Genomic DNA, 16,618 nt, shown 5'->3' with positions numbered 1-16,618 from the left:
AAAAGTTGCAAAACCTTGTACAATCACAACAATAACTGCTTCTACGTCAAAAGTAACATTTCGGTTACATAAACTAAAGACATTTTGGGGACAAATTGAGGAGTTGTTAATTATCAGCCAAAAAACAGGTAAGAAATAAAAATTGCAGCTATTACACCTGCAAAATCGGCAATCAGTCCGGCAGGGATAGCGTAACGGGAGCGCTTAATTCCTACAGACCCAAAGTAAAGCGCAACGATATAAAATGTAGTATCGGCCGAGCCATTAAATACTGATGCGATGCGACCTGCAAAGCTATCGGGGCCGTAAGTTTGCATTACGTTTATCATCATTGCCTTTGATCCTGAACCGCTAAGAGGTTTCATATAAGCTACCGGCATTGCATCAACAAAACGGGTATCGAGATGCATACTTGTAACAGCGTATTTCAAACCATCGTTAATATAACCCAAAGCACCACAATTGCGGAATACGCTAATGGCAACCAGCATAGCAACCAGGTAAGGTATAATTTTTACCGATACGTCAAAACCAGCCTTGGCACCATCAATAAAGCTTTCAAATACATTTACCTTTTTACGAATAGCTCCCAATATAAATACGGTAGGGATGGCAAATAATAACATGTTGCTGGTTACCTTTGATACCACAGCTATTTGATCATGATTTAGTTGTGTGGTAAAATACCAAACTATAAAGCCGATAAAAGCAGTCATCCCGCCAAGCCAGCTTATAATAACCCTGTCAAACAAGTTTATTTTTTGCTTAATGGCAACGGCTATCATGCCTACTACGGTAGCAACGTAAGTGGCAATAATACATGGAATAAGTACATCTGAAGGGTCTTTGGCGTGCAAGATAAATCGCTGCGCAATGATGGTGACCGGCAAAAGCTGCAAGCCGGATGTATGCAGCACCAAAAACATAATCTGTGCGTTGGAGGCTGTTTCTTTATCAGGGTTCAGTTCTTGCAAACTGCCCATGGCTTTAAGGCCAAGAGGAGTGGCTGCATTATCCAACCCTAATAAGTTGGCCGAAAAATTCATGATCATTTGGCCGGTAGCAGGGTGGTTTTTTGGCACCTCGGGGAAAAGGCGGCTTAAAAAGGGCCCAACTATTCTGGCTAAAAAGTTCATCGCCCCGGCGCGTTCACCAATATTAAGTATCCCTAACCACAAAACCATATTGCCTGCCAAAGGAAGTGCAATATCCATAACAGATGATTTTGAAGAATCGAACATCCCGTCTACCAGTAACTTAAATGCATCTACATCGCCTAAAAAAATGAGTTTGCACAGTGCAATTACAAACGCTATCAGGAAAAAGGCAATCCAGATGTAATTAAGGGCCATAGGGTAAATTTTAAAGGTTGTAAGTTAATTTTTTTTCAACAAAACTTCCCATTTTAGGTTTATAAATTTCCTTTCACCTGCAACAGCCAAAAAATGATCTGGATAGCGCAACAAATTAATCAGGAAGTGGCCAACTTTTTAAGCCAGACATCGCCCCGCATTATGTGGGATAATAACACCGTGGCTGACAAGTGGAACAATAAAGAAATATTGGGGCACTTGATTGATAGCGCACACGTAAACCTTACCCGATTTATCCGCTGTACCTATGAAGATTGCTTTAAACTAACCTATCACCAGGATGAATGGGTTAAAGCCCAGCATTACAGAGAAGCCGACGTTGCAGAATTGCTGCAACTATGGCAACTGGTAAACCGGCAAATTGCACGTGTACTGGAAGATTTCCCGGCTGAGAGACTGACTGCCACCTGCGATAACGGCCACCGTAACGTAACATTTTACACTGTAGAATATTTGGCAAACGATTACCTGGCACACATGCAGCACCATTTGTTACAAATTGCCGGCGTTGATTAATTATAGGCGGTGATGCTTTTGTCTGATATTACTTGCATGGTGTAGGTGCGCCTTAATGGGTTATAGGGTGTAGTATCGTTAACCATTACATAAATATTGCCCAGGTCCTTCACCTCAAAAGTTTGCACCTCGGGCGTAGAAGTTTGTTTGTTTACGTATTGGGATATAGAATTATAAATCAGGTTGTATTGCTCGGGCTCGTTGGTTTCTATCTCCACATACATGCGGCGGCCATCATTACGCAGTGCAAAGTTGGCGTAGGTACCACCTGCTATTTTCATCTCATATTTTCGGGTCTTCTTGTTTACATTCTTCTCGGTAAGGTTGTACCCTTTAGCCAGGAAAAAGGTATCAGCCTTATTAATATTATTCCGAAGGATATAACCCAGGTCGTCATAGGAAATTAGTTTACTTTGACCGTAAGTAAATGTGGCCGATAAAATAATGAAAGCAAGTAAGATTAATTTTTTCATGACACGTGGCGTTTTTACTGGGTTTACGAAAATATCCTTTGATATTTTAATCTAAATTGTGCAATTTAATCTTAAACAAAAGCATCTCACAATATTGTTACTATAAACAAGGCCTTGTATGTCAACAACGTATAACATTTACAGCTAACCGTACTTTTGGCCTTGATATTTATACCAAAAACATAACTTAGCAAAATATAAAACATCGTTATGCCTAAAATAAATTTATCGCGTATTAGCGGCGATTACGGCTTTGAAGCCAGCGACGAATACGGACACACCGTAAGAATGGACAGCAGCCCCGAAAGCGGTGGCCAGAATTTTGGCGTGCGCCCCATGCAAATGCTGTTAATGGGTTTGGGCGGCTGCTCAGCCATTGATGTAATTGCTATATTAAAGAAACAACGCCAGGACGTAGTAGATTATAAAATGGTGATAACCGGCGAACGTGAAGCCGGTAAAGAACCTTCTTTATGGCAGGAAATAGCCCTGGAGTTTCATTTATATGGCAACATTGATGAAGACAAGGCGAAAAAAGCTGTCGAACTATCTTTAAATAAATATTGCTCTGTTGCGGCAACCTTGTACAAAGCTGCTGCCGATATTCAATGGAAGGTGTTCATTCACCCTGCCCAATAATTTTTATACTACACATATTATCATGTCTCAGGAATTACATCCCATTACCAAGGCTATCCGTATACAAACCGCTAAAACCGGCCAGAACGAACACTCTACACCTTTATATTTAACCAGCAGTTTTACCTTTGACGAGGCTGAAACGATGCGAGCTGCCTTTGCTGATGAAAACGACAAAAACATTTACAGCCGCTTTAGTAACCCCAATGTAGATGAGTTTGTGGCTAAGATGTGCGCCTTAGAGGAGGCAGAAGATGGTTTTGCCACCTCTACCGGTATGAGTGCCGTATTCTCATCATTTATGGCATTAATGAAAAATGGTGACCACTTGCTTTGCTGCAGCTCGGTTTTTGGCAGTACTTATACAATTGTAAACAAATACCTTCCTCGTTACGGCATTACCTGCACGCTGATACCTGCGGGTGATAAAGCCGCATGGGAAGCAGCCGTACAGCCAAATACTAAAATGCTTTACCTGGAAACCCCAACCAACCCGCAGTTGGAAGTGATTGACCTGGAGTATGCCGGGCTGTTTTGCAAAAAACATAACCTGATATTCAACGTAGATAATTGCTTTGCCACACCGCTATTACAACAGCCTGTTAAGTACGGTGCCGATATTATCATCCACTCGGCAACTAAATGGATTGACGGACAAGGCAGGGTTTTAGGCGGCGTTATTGTTGGCCGTAAAGATCTGATCCATGAAATATACTTGTTTTGCCGTAACACAGGCCCTGCCATGTCGCCGTTTAACGCCTGGGTATTAAGCAAGAGTTTAGAAACACTTGACGTACGCTTGGAAAGGCACTGCGCCAACGCGCTTAAAATTGCCGAAGATTTGCAAAGCAACAAGAGCGTGACCTGGGTAAAATACCCTTTCCTAAAAACACATCCGCAATATGAAATTGCTGTAAAGCAAATGAAACGCGGCGGTGGTGTGCTTTGCTTTGAAATAAAAGGTGGAGTAGAGGCAGGCCGTAAATTTCTCGACTCGTTAGAATTACTGTCGGTAACCGCCAACCTGGGCGACTCTCGCAGTATCGCATCACACCCGGCAAGTACAACTCACTCTAAATTAACAGACGCAGAACGCGCCGCTGTAGGTATCACACCGGGCCTGATTCGTATTTCGGCAGGTTTAGAATATGCGGACGATGTATTAAACGATATACACCAAGCATTAGAAAAGAGCCAAGCATAAAACTATGTAATAATGGAGCAGCTTATTCCAATACCTACCCTGCATCTTTTCAGGACGCTTGATGAGTTATTGATTGAGCTGCTTTTATCATTATCACCGGCGGATTGGCAAAAGCCAACACTTGCTATGTTGTGGAGTGTAAAGGATGTTGCCGCGCATTTATTAGATGGAAACCTTAGAGGTATAGCAAACCTGCACAACTACGATGCTCCTGTTACCGGAAAGATACTCAGCTATCAAGACATTATAAACCATTTAAATCAACTAAATGCAGTTTGGGTAGATGCGATGAAGCGGGTGAGCCCTAAATGGTTAATTGCACAATTGAGCAGCACGGGTCCGCAATACATCCAATATCTAACCTCGCTTGATCCGTTTTCAATCGCAAAATATCCGGTTGCCTGGGCAGGGCAGGAGCAATCATACAATTGGTTTCATGTTGCCAGGGAGTATACCGAAAAGTGGCATCACCAGCAACAGATCCGTGACGCGGTAGGTAAAGAAGCCCCGCTGATGCTGCCAGAAATCTTTTATCCTGTTATTGCCACGTTTATGTGCGCGTTACATATAGCTATAAAGATATTGCTGCCCCCCCAAGGCAGCATTTTAAAAATCACAATAGACGGCCTCCCTAATGGCAGCTGGCAGTTGATTAAAACTAATAGTTGTTGGCAATTGACAAAAAGCTTGGCTACGCGAATAACTTCTGCACACATTACTATTCAGCCCGAAATAGCTTGGAAAATCTTCACCAAAGCTATACCACCTGCTGTAGCTGCCTCTAAATCGATTATTGCAGGCAGTAAAAAATTGGCCGATGGTATTTTTAATATGGTTGCCGTAATGGCATAATTATTAAAATATGTATAGTATAACAGTCAGCACAGCACAAAATTGGCCAAAATGGCATCAAACTAACTAATATAACAAGGTATTATTTTATTAATTTACGTATAGAGATTGTTTATTTCTTTTAAATAAATATTTCATCGTAAATTCATAGTAATATTAAAAAATGCTCGCGATAAGTCAAATGGCATCAATGTTGTTTTGTCGGTGTAGTCTGGCCTATATATACCAGATCTATAAATCAACTCATATGAAACCAAATTTTAAAAAAGCTTCGATGCTGCTAACCGGCTTAATGGTTGGGAGTAAATTATTCGCGCAAACACCCGATTCTTTGAGTACAAAGAATTATGTTAAACCATTCTCTCCATCAAGTTCATTCCGTACATGGTCTATTGGTATAAATGGTGGTATGTTAACGCCTTTTACAATCTTCGGTTCAAACCGCACGCAAGATTACATCCACCCAACAGCTAACTTCGGTTACGGTGGTTACATCAAAAAACAAATTTTATCTTCATTTGCAATCCAGGCAGATTACCTGGGTGGTAAAGTAAGTGCAGATGCCGGCCAGACTGCTTTTTACAAAGACTACGAAACTAAGTTAAACTATGCAGTTAGCTTAAGTGCTAACATAACACTGGCTAACATCAATTGGCGCCATGAGCAAGGTGCTATACAACCTTACTTAACTGCTGGTTGGGGTTTAATGGGCTACAAAACTACCATTAACAAAATCAATGGCCCGCAATATTTAACCAACAACGGTAACACGGTTAAAGAATACTTTATCCCGGTAGGTTTAGGTTTGAAATTCAACTTAGGTTCTGGTGTTAACCTTGATTTAGGTTATCAGGTTAACTTTATTGGTTCTGACAACTTTGATGGCTACAAAGCAGGTAGCACTAATGACAGGTTTTCTTATGCTCACGCTGGTTTAGAATTTGCTTTAGGCAAAAGCTCAAAACCACAGTTAGCTACACATAACCCGGTATCATCAATGCGTACCGAGTACTTGTGGGAAAACATGAATACCAAAAAAGAATTACAAGCACAGATCGATGCTGAAAAAGCAGCTAACGATAAGTTAAAAGCTGATTTGGATGCAACCAACGCTAACCTGGCTAAATTTACTGCCGATAGCGACGGTGATGGTGTACCTGATTTTTACGATAAATGCCCTAATACACCAGCTGGCGTTAAAGTTGACGGTGCAGGTTGCCCGCTTCCAGTTAACAAACCGGTGGTTATTGTTACAGAAGAAGATAGGAAAGTTGTTAGAGACGCTATCAAAAATCTTGAGTTTGACTTTGGTAAAGCAACTATCCGTGCTAAATCATACCCAAGCTTAAACAGGGTTGCCGGTTTATTAACCGAGAAAAACTTCAGCTTGAAATTAGCAGGCCACACAGATAACGTAGGTTCTGATGCTGCAAACATGAAGTTATCTAAAGACCGTGCAGAGTCTATCAAATCTTACCTGGTTAGCCAGGGTGCAAATGCATCAAGAATTGAGGCTACCGGTTACGGTGAAACACAGCCAATTGCATCTAACAAAACTGCAAAAGGCCGCCAGGCAAACCGTCGTGTAGAGTTTACATTATTCTAAACCCTGCAAAAGATCATGCAATAAAAAAGCGCCCCGGTCAAATGACCGGGGCGCTTTTGTTATGTTCAAATCGATTTGTTCTTATCTCTTGCTTCTTAAATCTCGCCGAAAAAATCTTCCAAGTTTCCAAAATAACTATCGCGCCAGCCGTCAGCTATGTCATCAAAATCAGCATCGGGGATGTTAGTATGCCGTAACTCTACAGATGTTCCCTGCTTATCTGGGTGCAGCTTTATGGTTACGATAGAATCTTCCGACTGACCGTCGAAATACCATTGCTGCACGATCTTTTTATTTTCTTCAAATTCAATGTTCCTGCCAACAATACTGCCTTCCCATAAGGAGAATTCCGAACCTGGTTCGGTCGACATAGTAGCTGTTTCGCCCGTCCATAACTCTAATGTGATAGGGTTAGTTAAGGCGGTATATATTTCTTCGGGCGTAGCCGGTAACAAGTAATATTTTTTCAGATCTTTCACGGCCGCAATTTAGCAGAAATATTTGAGGGTTTTACCTTGCCTCAACAGTTCCGATGGGCATAACTGTACGGCAATAAACTTCGTTCAAAACACCGGCAATACCAGTATAAATTGCCGAAAGACCGCAAATAATACCTTCATAACCCGCAATTTTTTTAATATCGGGGTTGCCCGTAGCATCGCCCAAAGCCAATAAAAAGAATAAGATAGTTAATGAGCCGAACACAAATTGCAGTGCCCTGTTCAATTTTAAGGTTCCAAAAAATAAACAAAAGGTAAACAGCCCCCAAATGCCTAAATAACAGCACATACTTAATTCAGATGGTTTTGAGCCCCATCCTAATTTGGGCATCACTAAAAGGCCCACTAACGAGAGCCAGAAAAAACCGTAAGAGGTAAAGGCCGTTAACCCAAAAGTGTTATTCTTTTTCGATTCAATAATTCCGGCTATAACCTGTGCCAGTCCGCCGTAAAATATCCCCATTGCCAGGATCATAGTATTCATTTCAAAAAAACAGGCGTTGTGGATGTTTAACAAAACGGTGGTCATGCCGAATGCGCAAAGCCCAAGCGGGGCCGGGTTGGCAATGCCATCTTTTACCAAAACAGGTTCAGTAGGTATCATATCAGGAAAGATTTAAATTTGGTTTATGAACGCAATCTAACTTAAATAGAGTTAATTAGCAATTATTTTAAACTCTGAGGTTATAACGGGCGTTAGTAAATATATGCAGAAACTGGTATTGATTCGCCACGGCGAAAGCGTCTTTAATAAAGAGGACAGATTTACGGGTTGGGAGGATGTAGATCTTTCGGCCGATGGTTTGTTGCAGGCCCAAAATGCAGGGAAGTTGTTAGCCGAAAACGGTTATACGTTTGATATCGGTTTTACATCTGTATTAAAAAGGTCTATTAAAACCATGCATTTCGTACTGGAAGAACTGGATCATCTATGGATCCCGGTACGTAAATCGTGGCGATTAAATGAGCGTTTTTACGGCGCACTGCAAGGGTTAAACAAAGCGGAAACCATTGAAAAATATGGCGAAGAGCAAGTACACAAATGGCGCCGCGACCCGCACGAGCATCCGCCTGCTATTACCGAGCAGGATAAACGCTTTCCCGGTCATTACTTACGTTATAACGATTTGACCTATCGTGAACTGCCGCTAACAGAAAATTTAAGCGAAACGATGGACAGGGCCTTACCCTTTTGGCATGAACACATAGTGCCCGCCATACGCGACGGAAAAAAGGTGATTATTTGCGCGCATGGCAACAGCCTGCGGGCTTTAATCCAGTACATCGAACATTTGAGCGATGAGGAAGTAACCAAGTTAGAAATTCCTACAGCAACACCCTGGATCTATGAATTAGATGATCATCTGGATAAGATCAATCAATATTATTTAAGGTAAACTTGAGCGATTGTCCATCTGCAACTTTTTTATTAGAGAATTGTGGCAGGGGTGAGTTAGAAAGTGTTCATATTTGTTCACGTTCACCGCATGAACATCGTGAACAAATATGAACACCTCATTATCAAGATTTTAATTATCTCACTTTTTATTTAAACACGCACATTAGGCTTATCCATGGTTAGATCTTGAAACTGCACACGGCTGCATTGTACTGTTATTTCACCAATTCGAAGCCCCAATCTTTACCCTTATCAACAGCAGGTACACCCGTTGCCAGCCATACCGGCATTGGGGCACCCTTCAAAAAGTGATCAAAGAATTGCGCCTCGCGGATAGAGATATCCTTGCGGTTTTGGCGTTTTACCAGGTTATGTGCTTCATCATTGTACTGTAACAACCATACCGGCTTATTCAATCTGCGTAAAGCTGTAAACATTTCAATACCCTGGTACCATGGTACAGCACCATCTGCATCGTTACTCATAATAACTACCGGGGTATTTACTTTAGGCAACTGAAAAAGCGGAGAGTTTTCGATATATAGTTGCGGCTTATCCCACAAACTGGCACCGATACGGCTCTGTGTTTTTTCGTACTGGAACTGGCGGTTTACACCGCTTTCCCAACGGATACCACCATAAGCAGATGTCATATTAGCAACAGGTGCACCAGCCCATGCGGCCGCATACATATTGGTTTGGGTGATCAGGTATGCCACCTGGTAACCTCCCCAGCTTTGGCCTTGTATGCCTATATGCGCCCCGTCAACCCAAGGGTTTTTCTTTAAAGCTTCCACACCAGAGTTAATGAATTCTACTGCCGATGCGCCCGGGTGGCCTGCCTCGTAGCTAATATCAGGCGCAAACACCAAATAACCGTTGCTCACAAACCAAGAGATTGGCAAACGTGAAGGCGTAGGGGCAGGTGCCTGGTATGCATATAAGCCGTCGGTGAGTTTTTCATAAAAATAGGCGATCATCGGGTACTTTTTAGCCGGATCAAAATCTTCCGGTTTGTATAGGATACCCTTTGATTTGTAACCTTTTGGTGTTGTCCATTGAACCAATTCGGCGGTACCCCAATTGTATTCGCTTTGTTGCGGATTAAGCGCGCTCAATTTCGTTTCTTTCTTCAGGTCGGCAGATACATACAGATCCGGCGATTGCACATAATTAGCTTTGGTGTATACAAAAGTGTTTGCGTTTTTAGCCTTCTGCAAACCGCTATAGCTTATGGGCGCCGTTACAACTTTAATAGGCGTACTAAACGTACCGATCTGTTTTTTATAATAACCCCATTGTTTATTGTCTTCATTTTGCACGATGAGCCAAAGCACCTTTTTATTAGGGATAAACTTTTCTTCAGGATCTGTACTGTTATACCTAAAATCCAGCTTGTTTTTGCGGCCAACACCATTGGTAAAATTGCTTGCCACGCCGGTTTCCGGGTTAATGCTCCAAATATCATATCGATCATAGATCAGCACTTCTTTATCGCCCTGTGTCCAGTCTGCTACGCCATAAGCGTTCGGGTCGTCTGGTACATCGTTATCCTCATCACCAAACTTTACTCTTAATGATGCGGTAAGGTTTAGTTTTTTGCCTGTAGCTACGGCGTAGCTGTGCCAGTTTTGTTCTTTTGAATCAAACCACAATACGTATTTACCATCTGGAGAAATGCTGTAACGGCCTTTTAAACGACTGTTGATAAGCTTACGTTCGCCTGTTTTTAAATCGATCAGGTAGGCCACCTGGTTGCTACTACCTTCCCATTGCGATTGTACGCGCGAGCCGGTATCTGTTAAACCCAAAGCGTAAGGTGCATCACTGTTATCAGCTATTGATACGTTCTGGATATTCACATCAGCTAACTGGATTAGCTTTTTATCGGCATCCATCGGGCGTATAACTGCCAGGTAACTGCGTTTTAATTCGCGCTGCAGGTTTTTTAATTGTTGTGGCTGCAGGTAATCATCCTTATAATTCCAGATATCCAGGCGGGCAACTTCAAAATCAACAATAGTTGTATCAGCCGGTTTAGGGATAGGAGCGGTACCAAAGAAAAGGTTGCCGCCTGTTTTGCTGAAATATACGCGGCCGTCGCCGCTTACAGCCCATTTACCAGGCATGCCGGCAGAGTTTGGCGCAGCAATAACATTTGCGCTATCCTTACCAATTTGATAATAATACAGTTTAAATGGTTTCACCTGTGCTTTCTCGGGATTCTTTTCGGCTGTAAAGGCCAATTGCTTGGCGGCATCGTCAAATATTATATTACGGTAATTGCCACGGCCAAGGCTCACGGCCTTTAAAGTATCTTTATCAATATCGTAGACAAATAAACCTGATTTTACATCTTTTGATTTCCGCGGAGCGGTAACAGAATACGCTAGAAATTTACCGTTCTTGCTCAGCTGATATTCCGTTACGTATTTGAAGGTACGGTTTTTGCCATTTGCCAGCTGCTTCACTACCAGTTCGGCACCATCGCGAGTTGGAGGGGCAATGGTAGTAGCTACCGCTTTTTTAGAAGTATCTGATGCGATGGGCTTTTTAAGCGTATCGGCAGGCGTTAGGTAAGCGATTACCGATGCCTTTTCCGCGATTTTAAATGAGCGTATGGCAGGGATCTTCTCGACGGTGTTTTTGCCTAATACTATGATACCCAACGTATCTTTAGGGAACTCCGCAGGCTTTTTCTTTTTGATCTTAGCCATCCGGGTGTCCTTGAAGAATGGCCTGATCAGAAAGGCCGAATATTTAGAGTCGGCGGTCATCCGCGCGGTATCAGCACGGGGGATAATAAATTTACTACTGTTCTTACTATCGGTAATGATCAAGTTGGCATCGCCCTCCTGGGGTTTCACCACATACATAATGTATTTACCATCGTTACTGATGCGTTCGTTAGCAATATTTTGCCAGCCATCATAAACGGAATGGTCGAGCGGCTTTTTTGATACTTTTTGAGAGAAAGCACTAATTGCCGACAATAAGAGTACAGAGAGTAATAATTTTTTCATATTCATCAAACTTTAACCCTTAAATATGCTAAAAAAATAGCTTTGAGGGGTTTCTGATATGAAAAAGTTACAGTTTATTCGCTTTTGTATAATGCCCCTGCTTTTTCGGCAGATACCTTAATGCCTTTTATCATAGCCGAGCTGAAGCCGTTGTGTTCCATTTCGTTTAACCCGGCAATGGTGCAACCTTTGGGCGAAGTTACCTTATCAATCTCTTGCTCGGGATGTGAGGCAAGTTGTAATAACAGATCGGCAGCACCTTTGGCCGTTTGCGCGGCCATCTTTAAGGCATCATGCGCGTGGAAACCAATTTCTGTACCACCTTGTGATGCAGCGCGGATAGATCTTAAAAAGAAGGCAATACCACAGGCACATAAAGCAGTGGCCGATGTCATCAGTTCTTCGTTGATCTGGATACTTACGCCAACGGTATCAAAAAGTGATTTTACGAGGCTAACATTTGCCGCTGATGCATTATCGGTGGCGATACAGGTCATGCTTTGGCCAATGGCAATGGCGGTATTAGGCATGGCGCGGATCACCTGCACATCTAAAGCCAGCTGGTTGCGGATATCCTGGCAGCTTACACCTGATACGACTGAGATAAGCAGATGCTTTGTCTGGTTAGCCGCGGGTTTTATTTCATCAAGCAATTTGTTTAATTGCTGTGGCAGTATAGCCAACACTACTATGTCGGCTTTGGTAACCGCTTCGGCATTATCGGCTGTAACATTGTAACCTTCGGCGGCTAATACAGATAAGGCAGCCACATTGCGGCGGGTGAGGGTAATTTGCTGCGGGGTAAAGATCCCGGCCTTAACCAAGCCTTTTGCCAATGCCAAACCGATGTTGCCGCTGCCTAAAATAGCTATATGCTGTTGTGTTTCCATGTTATTATTTACTTAAACGGGTACCAAACCCTTTTTTACTCTTCAGCTGACCTAAATCGTCAGAATGGCCGATGATAACCGCTTTTACCCCACACGATATGGCGGTGAAGGCATTATCCATTTTTGGCAGCATGCCGCTATGAATGATCTGCTCTGTTTTTAATTTTTCGTACCGTTCCGGGTCTATCTCTCGTATCAGCGAATCCTCGTCATTAATATCCTGCAAAACGCCTTTTTTTTCAAAGCAGTATACCAAGGTGGTTTCATACAGCTTTGAAAGTGCTACCGCCAGTGCGGACGCAATCGTATCTGCATTGGTGTTTAGCATCTGGCCCTCGCCATCATGCGTCAACGCGCAAAAAACGGGGGTGAAGCCACTATCCAACAGTTTAGCTATGTTTTCCGGATTAATTGATCCTTCAAATATATCGCCGGCGAAACCATAATCTATCGTTTTAACGGGTCGCTTTTTAGCACGGATAAAATCACCGTCGGCACCAGTCAAGCCAATGGCGTTGTTACCGTAACGTTGTAATTGCGCTACGATATTTTTGTTAATGAGCCCTGCGTAAACCATGGTAACCACGCGTAAAGTATCGATATCGGTAATGCGGCGGCCATCAACCAGTTTAGCTTCGATGCCCATGTTTTCAGAGATTTGGGTAGCCACCTTTCCACCGCCATGTACCAGTATTTTATCGCCGTCAAGCGCGGTAAAATCTTTCAGGAACCTGTGTAGGTTCTCGGAATTATCAATCACATTCCCGCCTATTTTGATGATGTGCAGCACTGGCATACTAATTCTATATAAGTTCAATAGCAATTATAGGGAAAATTTAGGTGATGGAGGTGGATAATCACCTTAAAATCATTGTCGGTTAAAACACATATTCTCATTACCCTGTTAAGAGCTAAACACATACCGGCTGTTTAATTGTTAATTTGCAGCAGGCAAATTAAATATGGATAAAAAACAAAATGCAACACCGCGTATAATTATCATAGGCGGCGGTTTCGGCGGCGTACAACTGGCAAAAAAGTTAAAGAATGAGCCGGTTGAGGTTTTATTATTAGATAAACATAACTATCACACTTTTCAGCCCTTACTTTACCAGGTAGCAACCGGTGCGTTAGAGGGCGATTCGATCGGTTTCCCTATCCGCCGACTCTTTACACATCAAAAGAATTTCACCTTCCATATGGCTGAAGTAAAGCGGATAGATGCAACTGCTAATACTGTTTTAACGAATCTGGGCGACTTTACATACGATTACCTGGTGATAGCTACGGGTGCCAACACCAATTACTTTGGCAACAAGGAGTTGGAACGCAACACCATGCCGATGAAAAATATTGCGGAGGCACTAAACATGCGTAGCCTGCTGCTTCAAAATCTGGAAAAGGCTTTGGTGACTGCCGATAAAACGGAACGCGATGCCTTACTCACATTTGTAGTGGTTGGTGGCGGGCCTACAGGTGTGGAGCTCTCAGGAGCATTATCTGAATTGAGGCGCTATATTTTATGTAAGGATTATCCCGGCCTTTGCGATGCGGATATGAAAGTTTATCTGGTAGAGGGTAAAGATGAGTTGCTTGCAGCAATGTCGACCGAGGCTTCTGTACAGGCGAAGAAGTTTTTGGAAGAAATGGGTGTGATTATCCATAATGGTGTGCATGTGTCCAGCTATGACGGCCATTTGTTAAAGATTGACGACGGCACTACAATAATTACCCATAATGTGCTTTGGGCGGCAGGCGTAAGGGGTGAAGTGCCCGACGGAATCCCGCCGGAAATGATTGCAAAAGGTGCCCGCATTACTACCGACGAAATCAACAGGGTTAAGGGATATGAAAATGTATTTGCTATTGGTGATGTATCGGCAGTAACAACGGAGGCTAACCCGACCGGTTTCCCGGGGGTGGCACAGGTTGCTCTGCAGCAGGGCAAACATTTGGCCGTAAATTTGATGAATATTATCAACAACAAACCTGTAACGCCTTTTAAATATCACGATTTAGGTACTATGGCTACCATTGGCCGCAACAAGGCTGTGGCCGATTTAGGTAAGCTAAAGTTCCAGGGATTTTTTGCGTGGCTGCTCTGGATGTTTGTGCACTTGTTGTCGTTGGCTGGTTTCAGCAACAAAGCGATTGTGTTTTTTAACTGGGCCATCGGTTATTTTACCCGCAACAGCGATAACCGTATGGTGGTACATCATTTTGATACCAACACCATGATGACCGACCCGGTGGCTAAGTAGCCGCTTTTTTATTTTAAATTATTTGAATGGATCTTTTTCAGATTATCGCTTTACTGATCATAGTAAGCGCTATATATTCTTACATCAATGCCCGCTTTATAAAGCTGCCGGGCACCATTGGTGTGGTAACACTGGCTATTATAGGTTCTGTTATTACATTGGTAATGGAACATCTTGACCCTGACATAGCCAAGTACCTCACCGGATTGGCAAAAAACATCAATTTTTCTACAACGGTGTTAAATGTAATGCTTGGTTTTTTGCTATTCGCTACGGCATTTAACCTCGATACCAAAAAGTTAAAAAAGGAAATGCGGCCAATATTAATACTGAGCACTATTGGTGTTTTGCTTTCTTCTGCATTGTTCGGTGCTATCTTTTACTTGGTATCGGGCTTTGTACATATACATATCCCTTTATTATACTGCCTTCTTTTTGGCGCATTAGTGTCACCAACCGACCCTGTGGCAGTTGCAGCAATCATCAAAGGATCAAAACTACCGGCCAATCTCGAAACCATTATCTCCGGCGAATCGCTTTTTAACGACGGCATTGGCCTGGTACTATTTATTACCATTTTAGAGATCACACAATCAAGCAGCCAGAATATCGATTTCGCTAAGGCAAGTTTGTTATTTGTGCAGGAGGTGTTCGGAGGTATTGCTTTAGGTGTAGTTTCAGGTTACACCGCATTCAGGCTGATGAAGTCAATCAACGATTTTCAAACCATCGTATTGGTATCGCTGGGATTGGTAATGTTCGATTCTGTTGTGGCATCTTACCTGCATCTTTCTATCCCATTGGCGGTGGTTACCGCGGGTTTATTTGTAGGTGGGCGGTCCATCAACGCGGATCATAAAGAAAAGTCGCATGAAGCATTGGAACAGTTCTGGACGCTTATTGACGAGATTTTAAATGCAGTTTTGTTTGTAATGATAGGTTTGCAAATGGTGAACGTACCATTTATCAATAACTACTGGATAACCGGCGGAATAAGCATCGTTATCATTTTAGTGGCACGTTGGTTGAGTATTATGCTACCGTTAACCTTTTTGCGCAGAACGTTAAACATAAATTACAACAGCGTAAATATTTTGACCTGGGCGGGGTTACGTGGTGGTATTTCTATAGCACTTGCGTTAGCACTGCCCGATTCTCCATACAGGCATTTGATCCAGTCGGGGGCTTATTTTGTGGTGATATTCTCCATCATCGTGCAGGGTCTAACGCTTAACAAACTGATTAACGCTTCGTTTAAAAAAGATTAGTCGACTTTTAGCTTTTGCATGTAGGCGGCTATGTCCCGCTCATTACGGTCATTAGATGCTGCAAATGCTGTCACAATGTTTTCTCTTTCGATGGATGACCGGTTCTGGCTGAGTTTGCTTTTGCCCTGAAAATCATCCACCATAATTTCGAAAGCAACAATACCGTTCATCATTTTGGTTTTATATTCCTGCGGGAGTGAGTTCCATTGCGTTAAATAGGCTGCTTCATAAAAATCGATGGTTTTTTCTAAAACCTGTGCGGCATTATCAACCCGTGTCGCTTTTCCGTATGCATGCACCGCGATGTAATTCCAGGTGGGCACGTTTTGTTCCTTCTCGTAATGGGTGGGCGAAATATAAGCGTGCGGCTCGGTAAAGATCACCAGCGGCGTGCATTCAAAAATCTCTACAGCCTGATGGTTGGCTTTGGCAAAGTGGGAAATTAAAACGATTTGATCGTCACGCTGCTCCACGACGAAGGGAAGATGAGTAGCGGTCGGCAGTCCGTTAGCAACTGTCACGATAGTAGCAAAGCTGTACTTCCGCATAAAATCAACAGCCTGTTGGTGATCTGTTAGCTGGTTGTATTTAGGCGTGTACATTGTGAAAGAATT

Annotated in this window: 16 protein-coding genes; 8 read left to right on the top strand and 8 right to left on the bottom strand. The window is 42.7% G+C overall.

The window, feature by feature from the left end; all coding sequences use genetic code 11:
* Positions 1-113: 113 nt before the first annotated feature.
* Positions 114-1,352 (bottom strand): nucleoside recognition domain-containing protein, encoded by a 1,239-nt coding sequence (locus tag IDJ76_RS03725; protein ID WP_191160842.1) that lies wholly within the window; start codon positions 1,350-1,352, stop codon positions 114-116.
* A gap of 93 nt (positions 1,353-1,445) precedes the next feature.
* On the opposite strand from IDJ76_RS03725, the gene IDJ76_RS03720 reads away from it, so the two are divergent.
* Complete coding sequence (locus IDJ76_RS03720; protein WP_191160840.1) at positions 1,446-1,889, top strand: DinB family protein; 444 nt, start codon at positions 1,446-1,448, stop codon at positions 1,887-1,889.
* Here IDJ76_RS03720 and IDJ76_RS03715 read toward each other — a convergent pair.
* A complete protein-coding gene (locus IDJ76_RS03715) occupies positions 1,886-2,362 on the bottom strand; it encodes a hypothetical protein (RefSeq protein WP_191160838.1) in 477 nt (158 codons plus the stop codon). The two genes, IDJ76_RS03720 and IDJ76_RS03715, sit on opposite strands and share 4 nt — an antisense overlap.
* A 210-nt stretch (positions 2,363-2,572) precedes the next feature.
* Between IDJ76_RS03715 and IDJ76_RS03710 the strand changes: the two genes are divergently transcribed.
* The 4 genes from IDJ76_RS03710 (at position 2,573) to IDJ76_RS03695 (ending at position 6,663) form a co-directional block, all read left to right on the top strand.
* Positions 2,573-3,001 carry an OsmC family protein gene (locus tag IDJ76_RS03710; protein ID WP_191160836.1) on the top strand — a complete coding sequence of 143 codons (429 nt, stop codon included), beginning with the start codon at positions 2,573-2,575 and terminating at the stop codon, positions 2,999-3,001.
* Positions 3,002-3,023: 22 nt separating this feature from the next.
* Complete coding sequence (locus IDJ76_RS03705) at positions 3,024-4,205, top strand: trans-sulfuration enzyme family protein (protein ID WP_191160833.1); 1,182 nt, start codon at positions 3,024-3,026, stop codon at positions 4,203-4,205.
* 12 nt (positions 4,206-4,217) lie between these two features.
* Positions 4,218-5,057, top strand: coding sequence for a maleylpyruvate isomerase N-terminal domain-containing protein (locus IDJ76_RS03700; RefSeq protein WP_191160831.1), 840 nt, complete (start codon positions 4,218-4,220; stop codon positions 5,055-5,057).
* Positions 5,058-5,304: 247 nt separating this feature from the next.
* Positions 5,305-6,663 (top strand): OmpA family protein, encoded by a 1,359-nt coding sequence (locus IDJ76_RS03695; protein WP_191160829.1) that lies wholly within the window; start codon positions 5,305-5,307, stop codon positions 6,661-6,663.
* Between the two features lie 95 nt (positions 6,664-6,758).
* Here the strand turns inward: IDJ76_RS03695 and IDJ76_RS03690 are convergent, their stop codons facing one another.
* Positions 6,759-7,142 (bottom strand): SRPBCC domain-containing protein, encoded by a 384-nt coding sequence (locus IDJ76_RS03690; protein ID WP_191160827.1) that lies wholly within the window; start codon positions 7,140-7,142, stop codon positions 6,759-6,761.
* A 31-nt stretch (positions 7,143-7,173) separates the two neighbouring features.
* Entirely contained in the window at positions 7,174-7,767 is a 594-nt protein-coding gene (locus IDJ76_RS03685; protein ID WP_191160825.1) for an acetate uptake transporter, read from the bottom strand.
* Positions 7,768-7,870: 103 nt separating this feature from the next.
* Here IDJ76_RS03685 and gpmA point away from each other — a divergent pair, with 103 nt between their 5' ends.
* The gene (gene gpmA, locus IDJ76_RS03680; RefSeq protein ID WP_191160823.1) at positions 7,871-8,560 is read left to right on the top strand and encodes a 2,3-diphosphoglycerate-dependent phosphoglycerate mutase; all 690 of its coding nucleotides are present in this window, start codon (positions 7,871-7,873) and stop codon (positions 8,558-8,560) included.
* A 217-nt stretch (positions 8,561-8,777) separates the two neighbouring features.
* Here the strand turns inward: gpmA and IDJ76_RS03675 are convergent, their stop codons facing one another.
* The 3 genes from IDJ76_RS03675 to argB all read right to left on the bottom strand — a co-directional run bounded on the left by IDJ76_RS03675 (position 8,778) and on the right by argB (position 13,271).
* A complete protein-coding gene (locus IDJ76_RS03675; RefSeq protein ID WP_224746168.1) occupies positions 8,778-11,585 on the bottom strand; it encodes an alpha/beta hydrolase family protein in 2,808 nt (935 codons plus the stop codon).
* A 74-nt stretch (positions 11,586-11,659) separates the two neighbouring features.
* Positions 11,660-12,475 (bottom strand): pyrroline-5-carboxylate reductase, encoded by an 816-nt coding sequence (proC, locus tag IDJ76_RS03670; protein ID WP_191160819.1) that lies wholly within the window; start codon positions 12,473-12,475, stop codon positions 11,660-11,662.
* A gap of 4 nt (positions 12,476-12,479) precedes the next feature.
* The gene (gene argB, locus IDJ76_RS03665) at positions 12,480-13,271 is read right to left on the bottom strand and encodes an acetylglutamate kinase (RefSeq protein WP_191160817.1); all 792 of its coding nucleotides are present in this window, start codon (positions 13,269-13,271) and stop codon (positions 12,480-12,482) included.
* Between the two features lie 166 nt (positions 13,272-13,437).
* On the opposite strand from argB, the gene IDJ76_RS03660 reads away from it, so the two are divergent.
* The gene (locus tag IDJ76_RS03660) at positions 13,438-14,736 is read left to right on the top strand and encodes an NAD(P)/FAD-dependent oxidoreductase (protein ID WP_191160815.1); all 1,299 of its coding nucleotides are present in this window, start codon (positions 13,438-13,440) and stop codon (positions 14,734-14,736) included.
* A 26-nt stretch (positions 14,737-14,762) separates the two neighbouring features.
* Positions 14,763-16,004 carry a cation:proton antiporter gene (locus IDJ76_RS03655; protein WP_191160813.1) on the top strand — a complete coding sequence of 414 codons (1,242 nt, stop codon included), beginning with the start codon at positions 14,763-14,765 and terminating at the stop codon, positions 16,002-16,004.
* Here IDJ76_RS03655 and IDJ76_RS03650 read toward each other — a convergent pair.
* Positions 16,001-16,606, bottom strand: coding sequence for an FMN-binding negative transcriptional regulator (locus IDJ76_RS03650; RefSeq protein WP_191160811.1), 606 nt, complete (start codon positions 16,604-16,606; stop codon positions 16,001-16,003). The genes IDJ76_RS03655 and IDJ76_RS03650 overlap by 4 nt on opposite strands.
* Positions 16,607-16,618: the final 12 nt, after the last annotated feature.

It is taken from the genome of Mucilaginibacter glaciei (assembly GCF_014773245.1).
Lineage (GTDB): Bacteria > Bacteroidota > Bacteroidia > Sphingobacteriales > Sphingobacteriaceae > Mucilaginibacter > Mucilaginibacter glaciei.
This window is presented reverse-complemented; position numbering and strand designations above follow the sequence as displayed.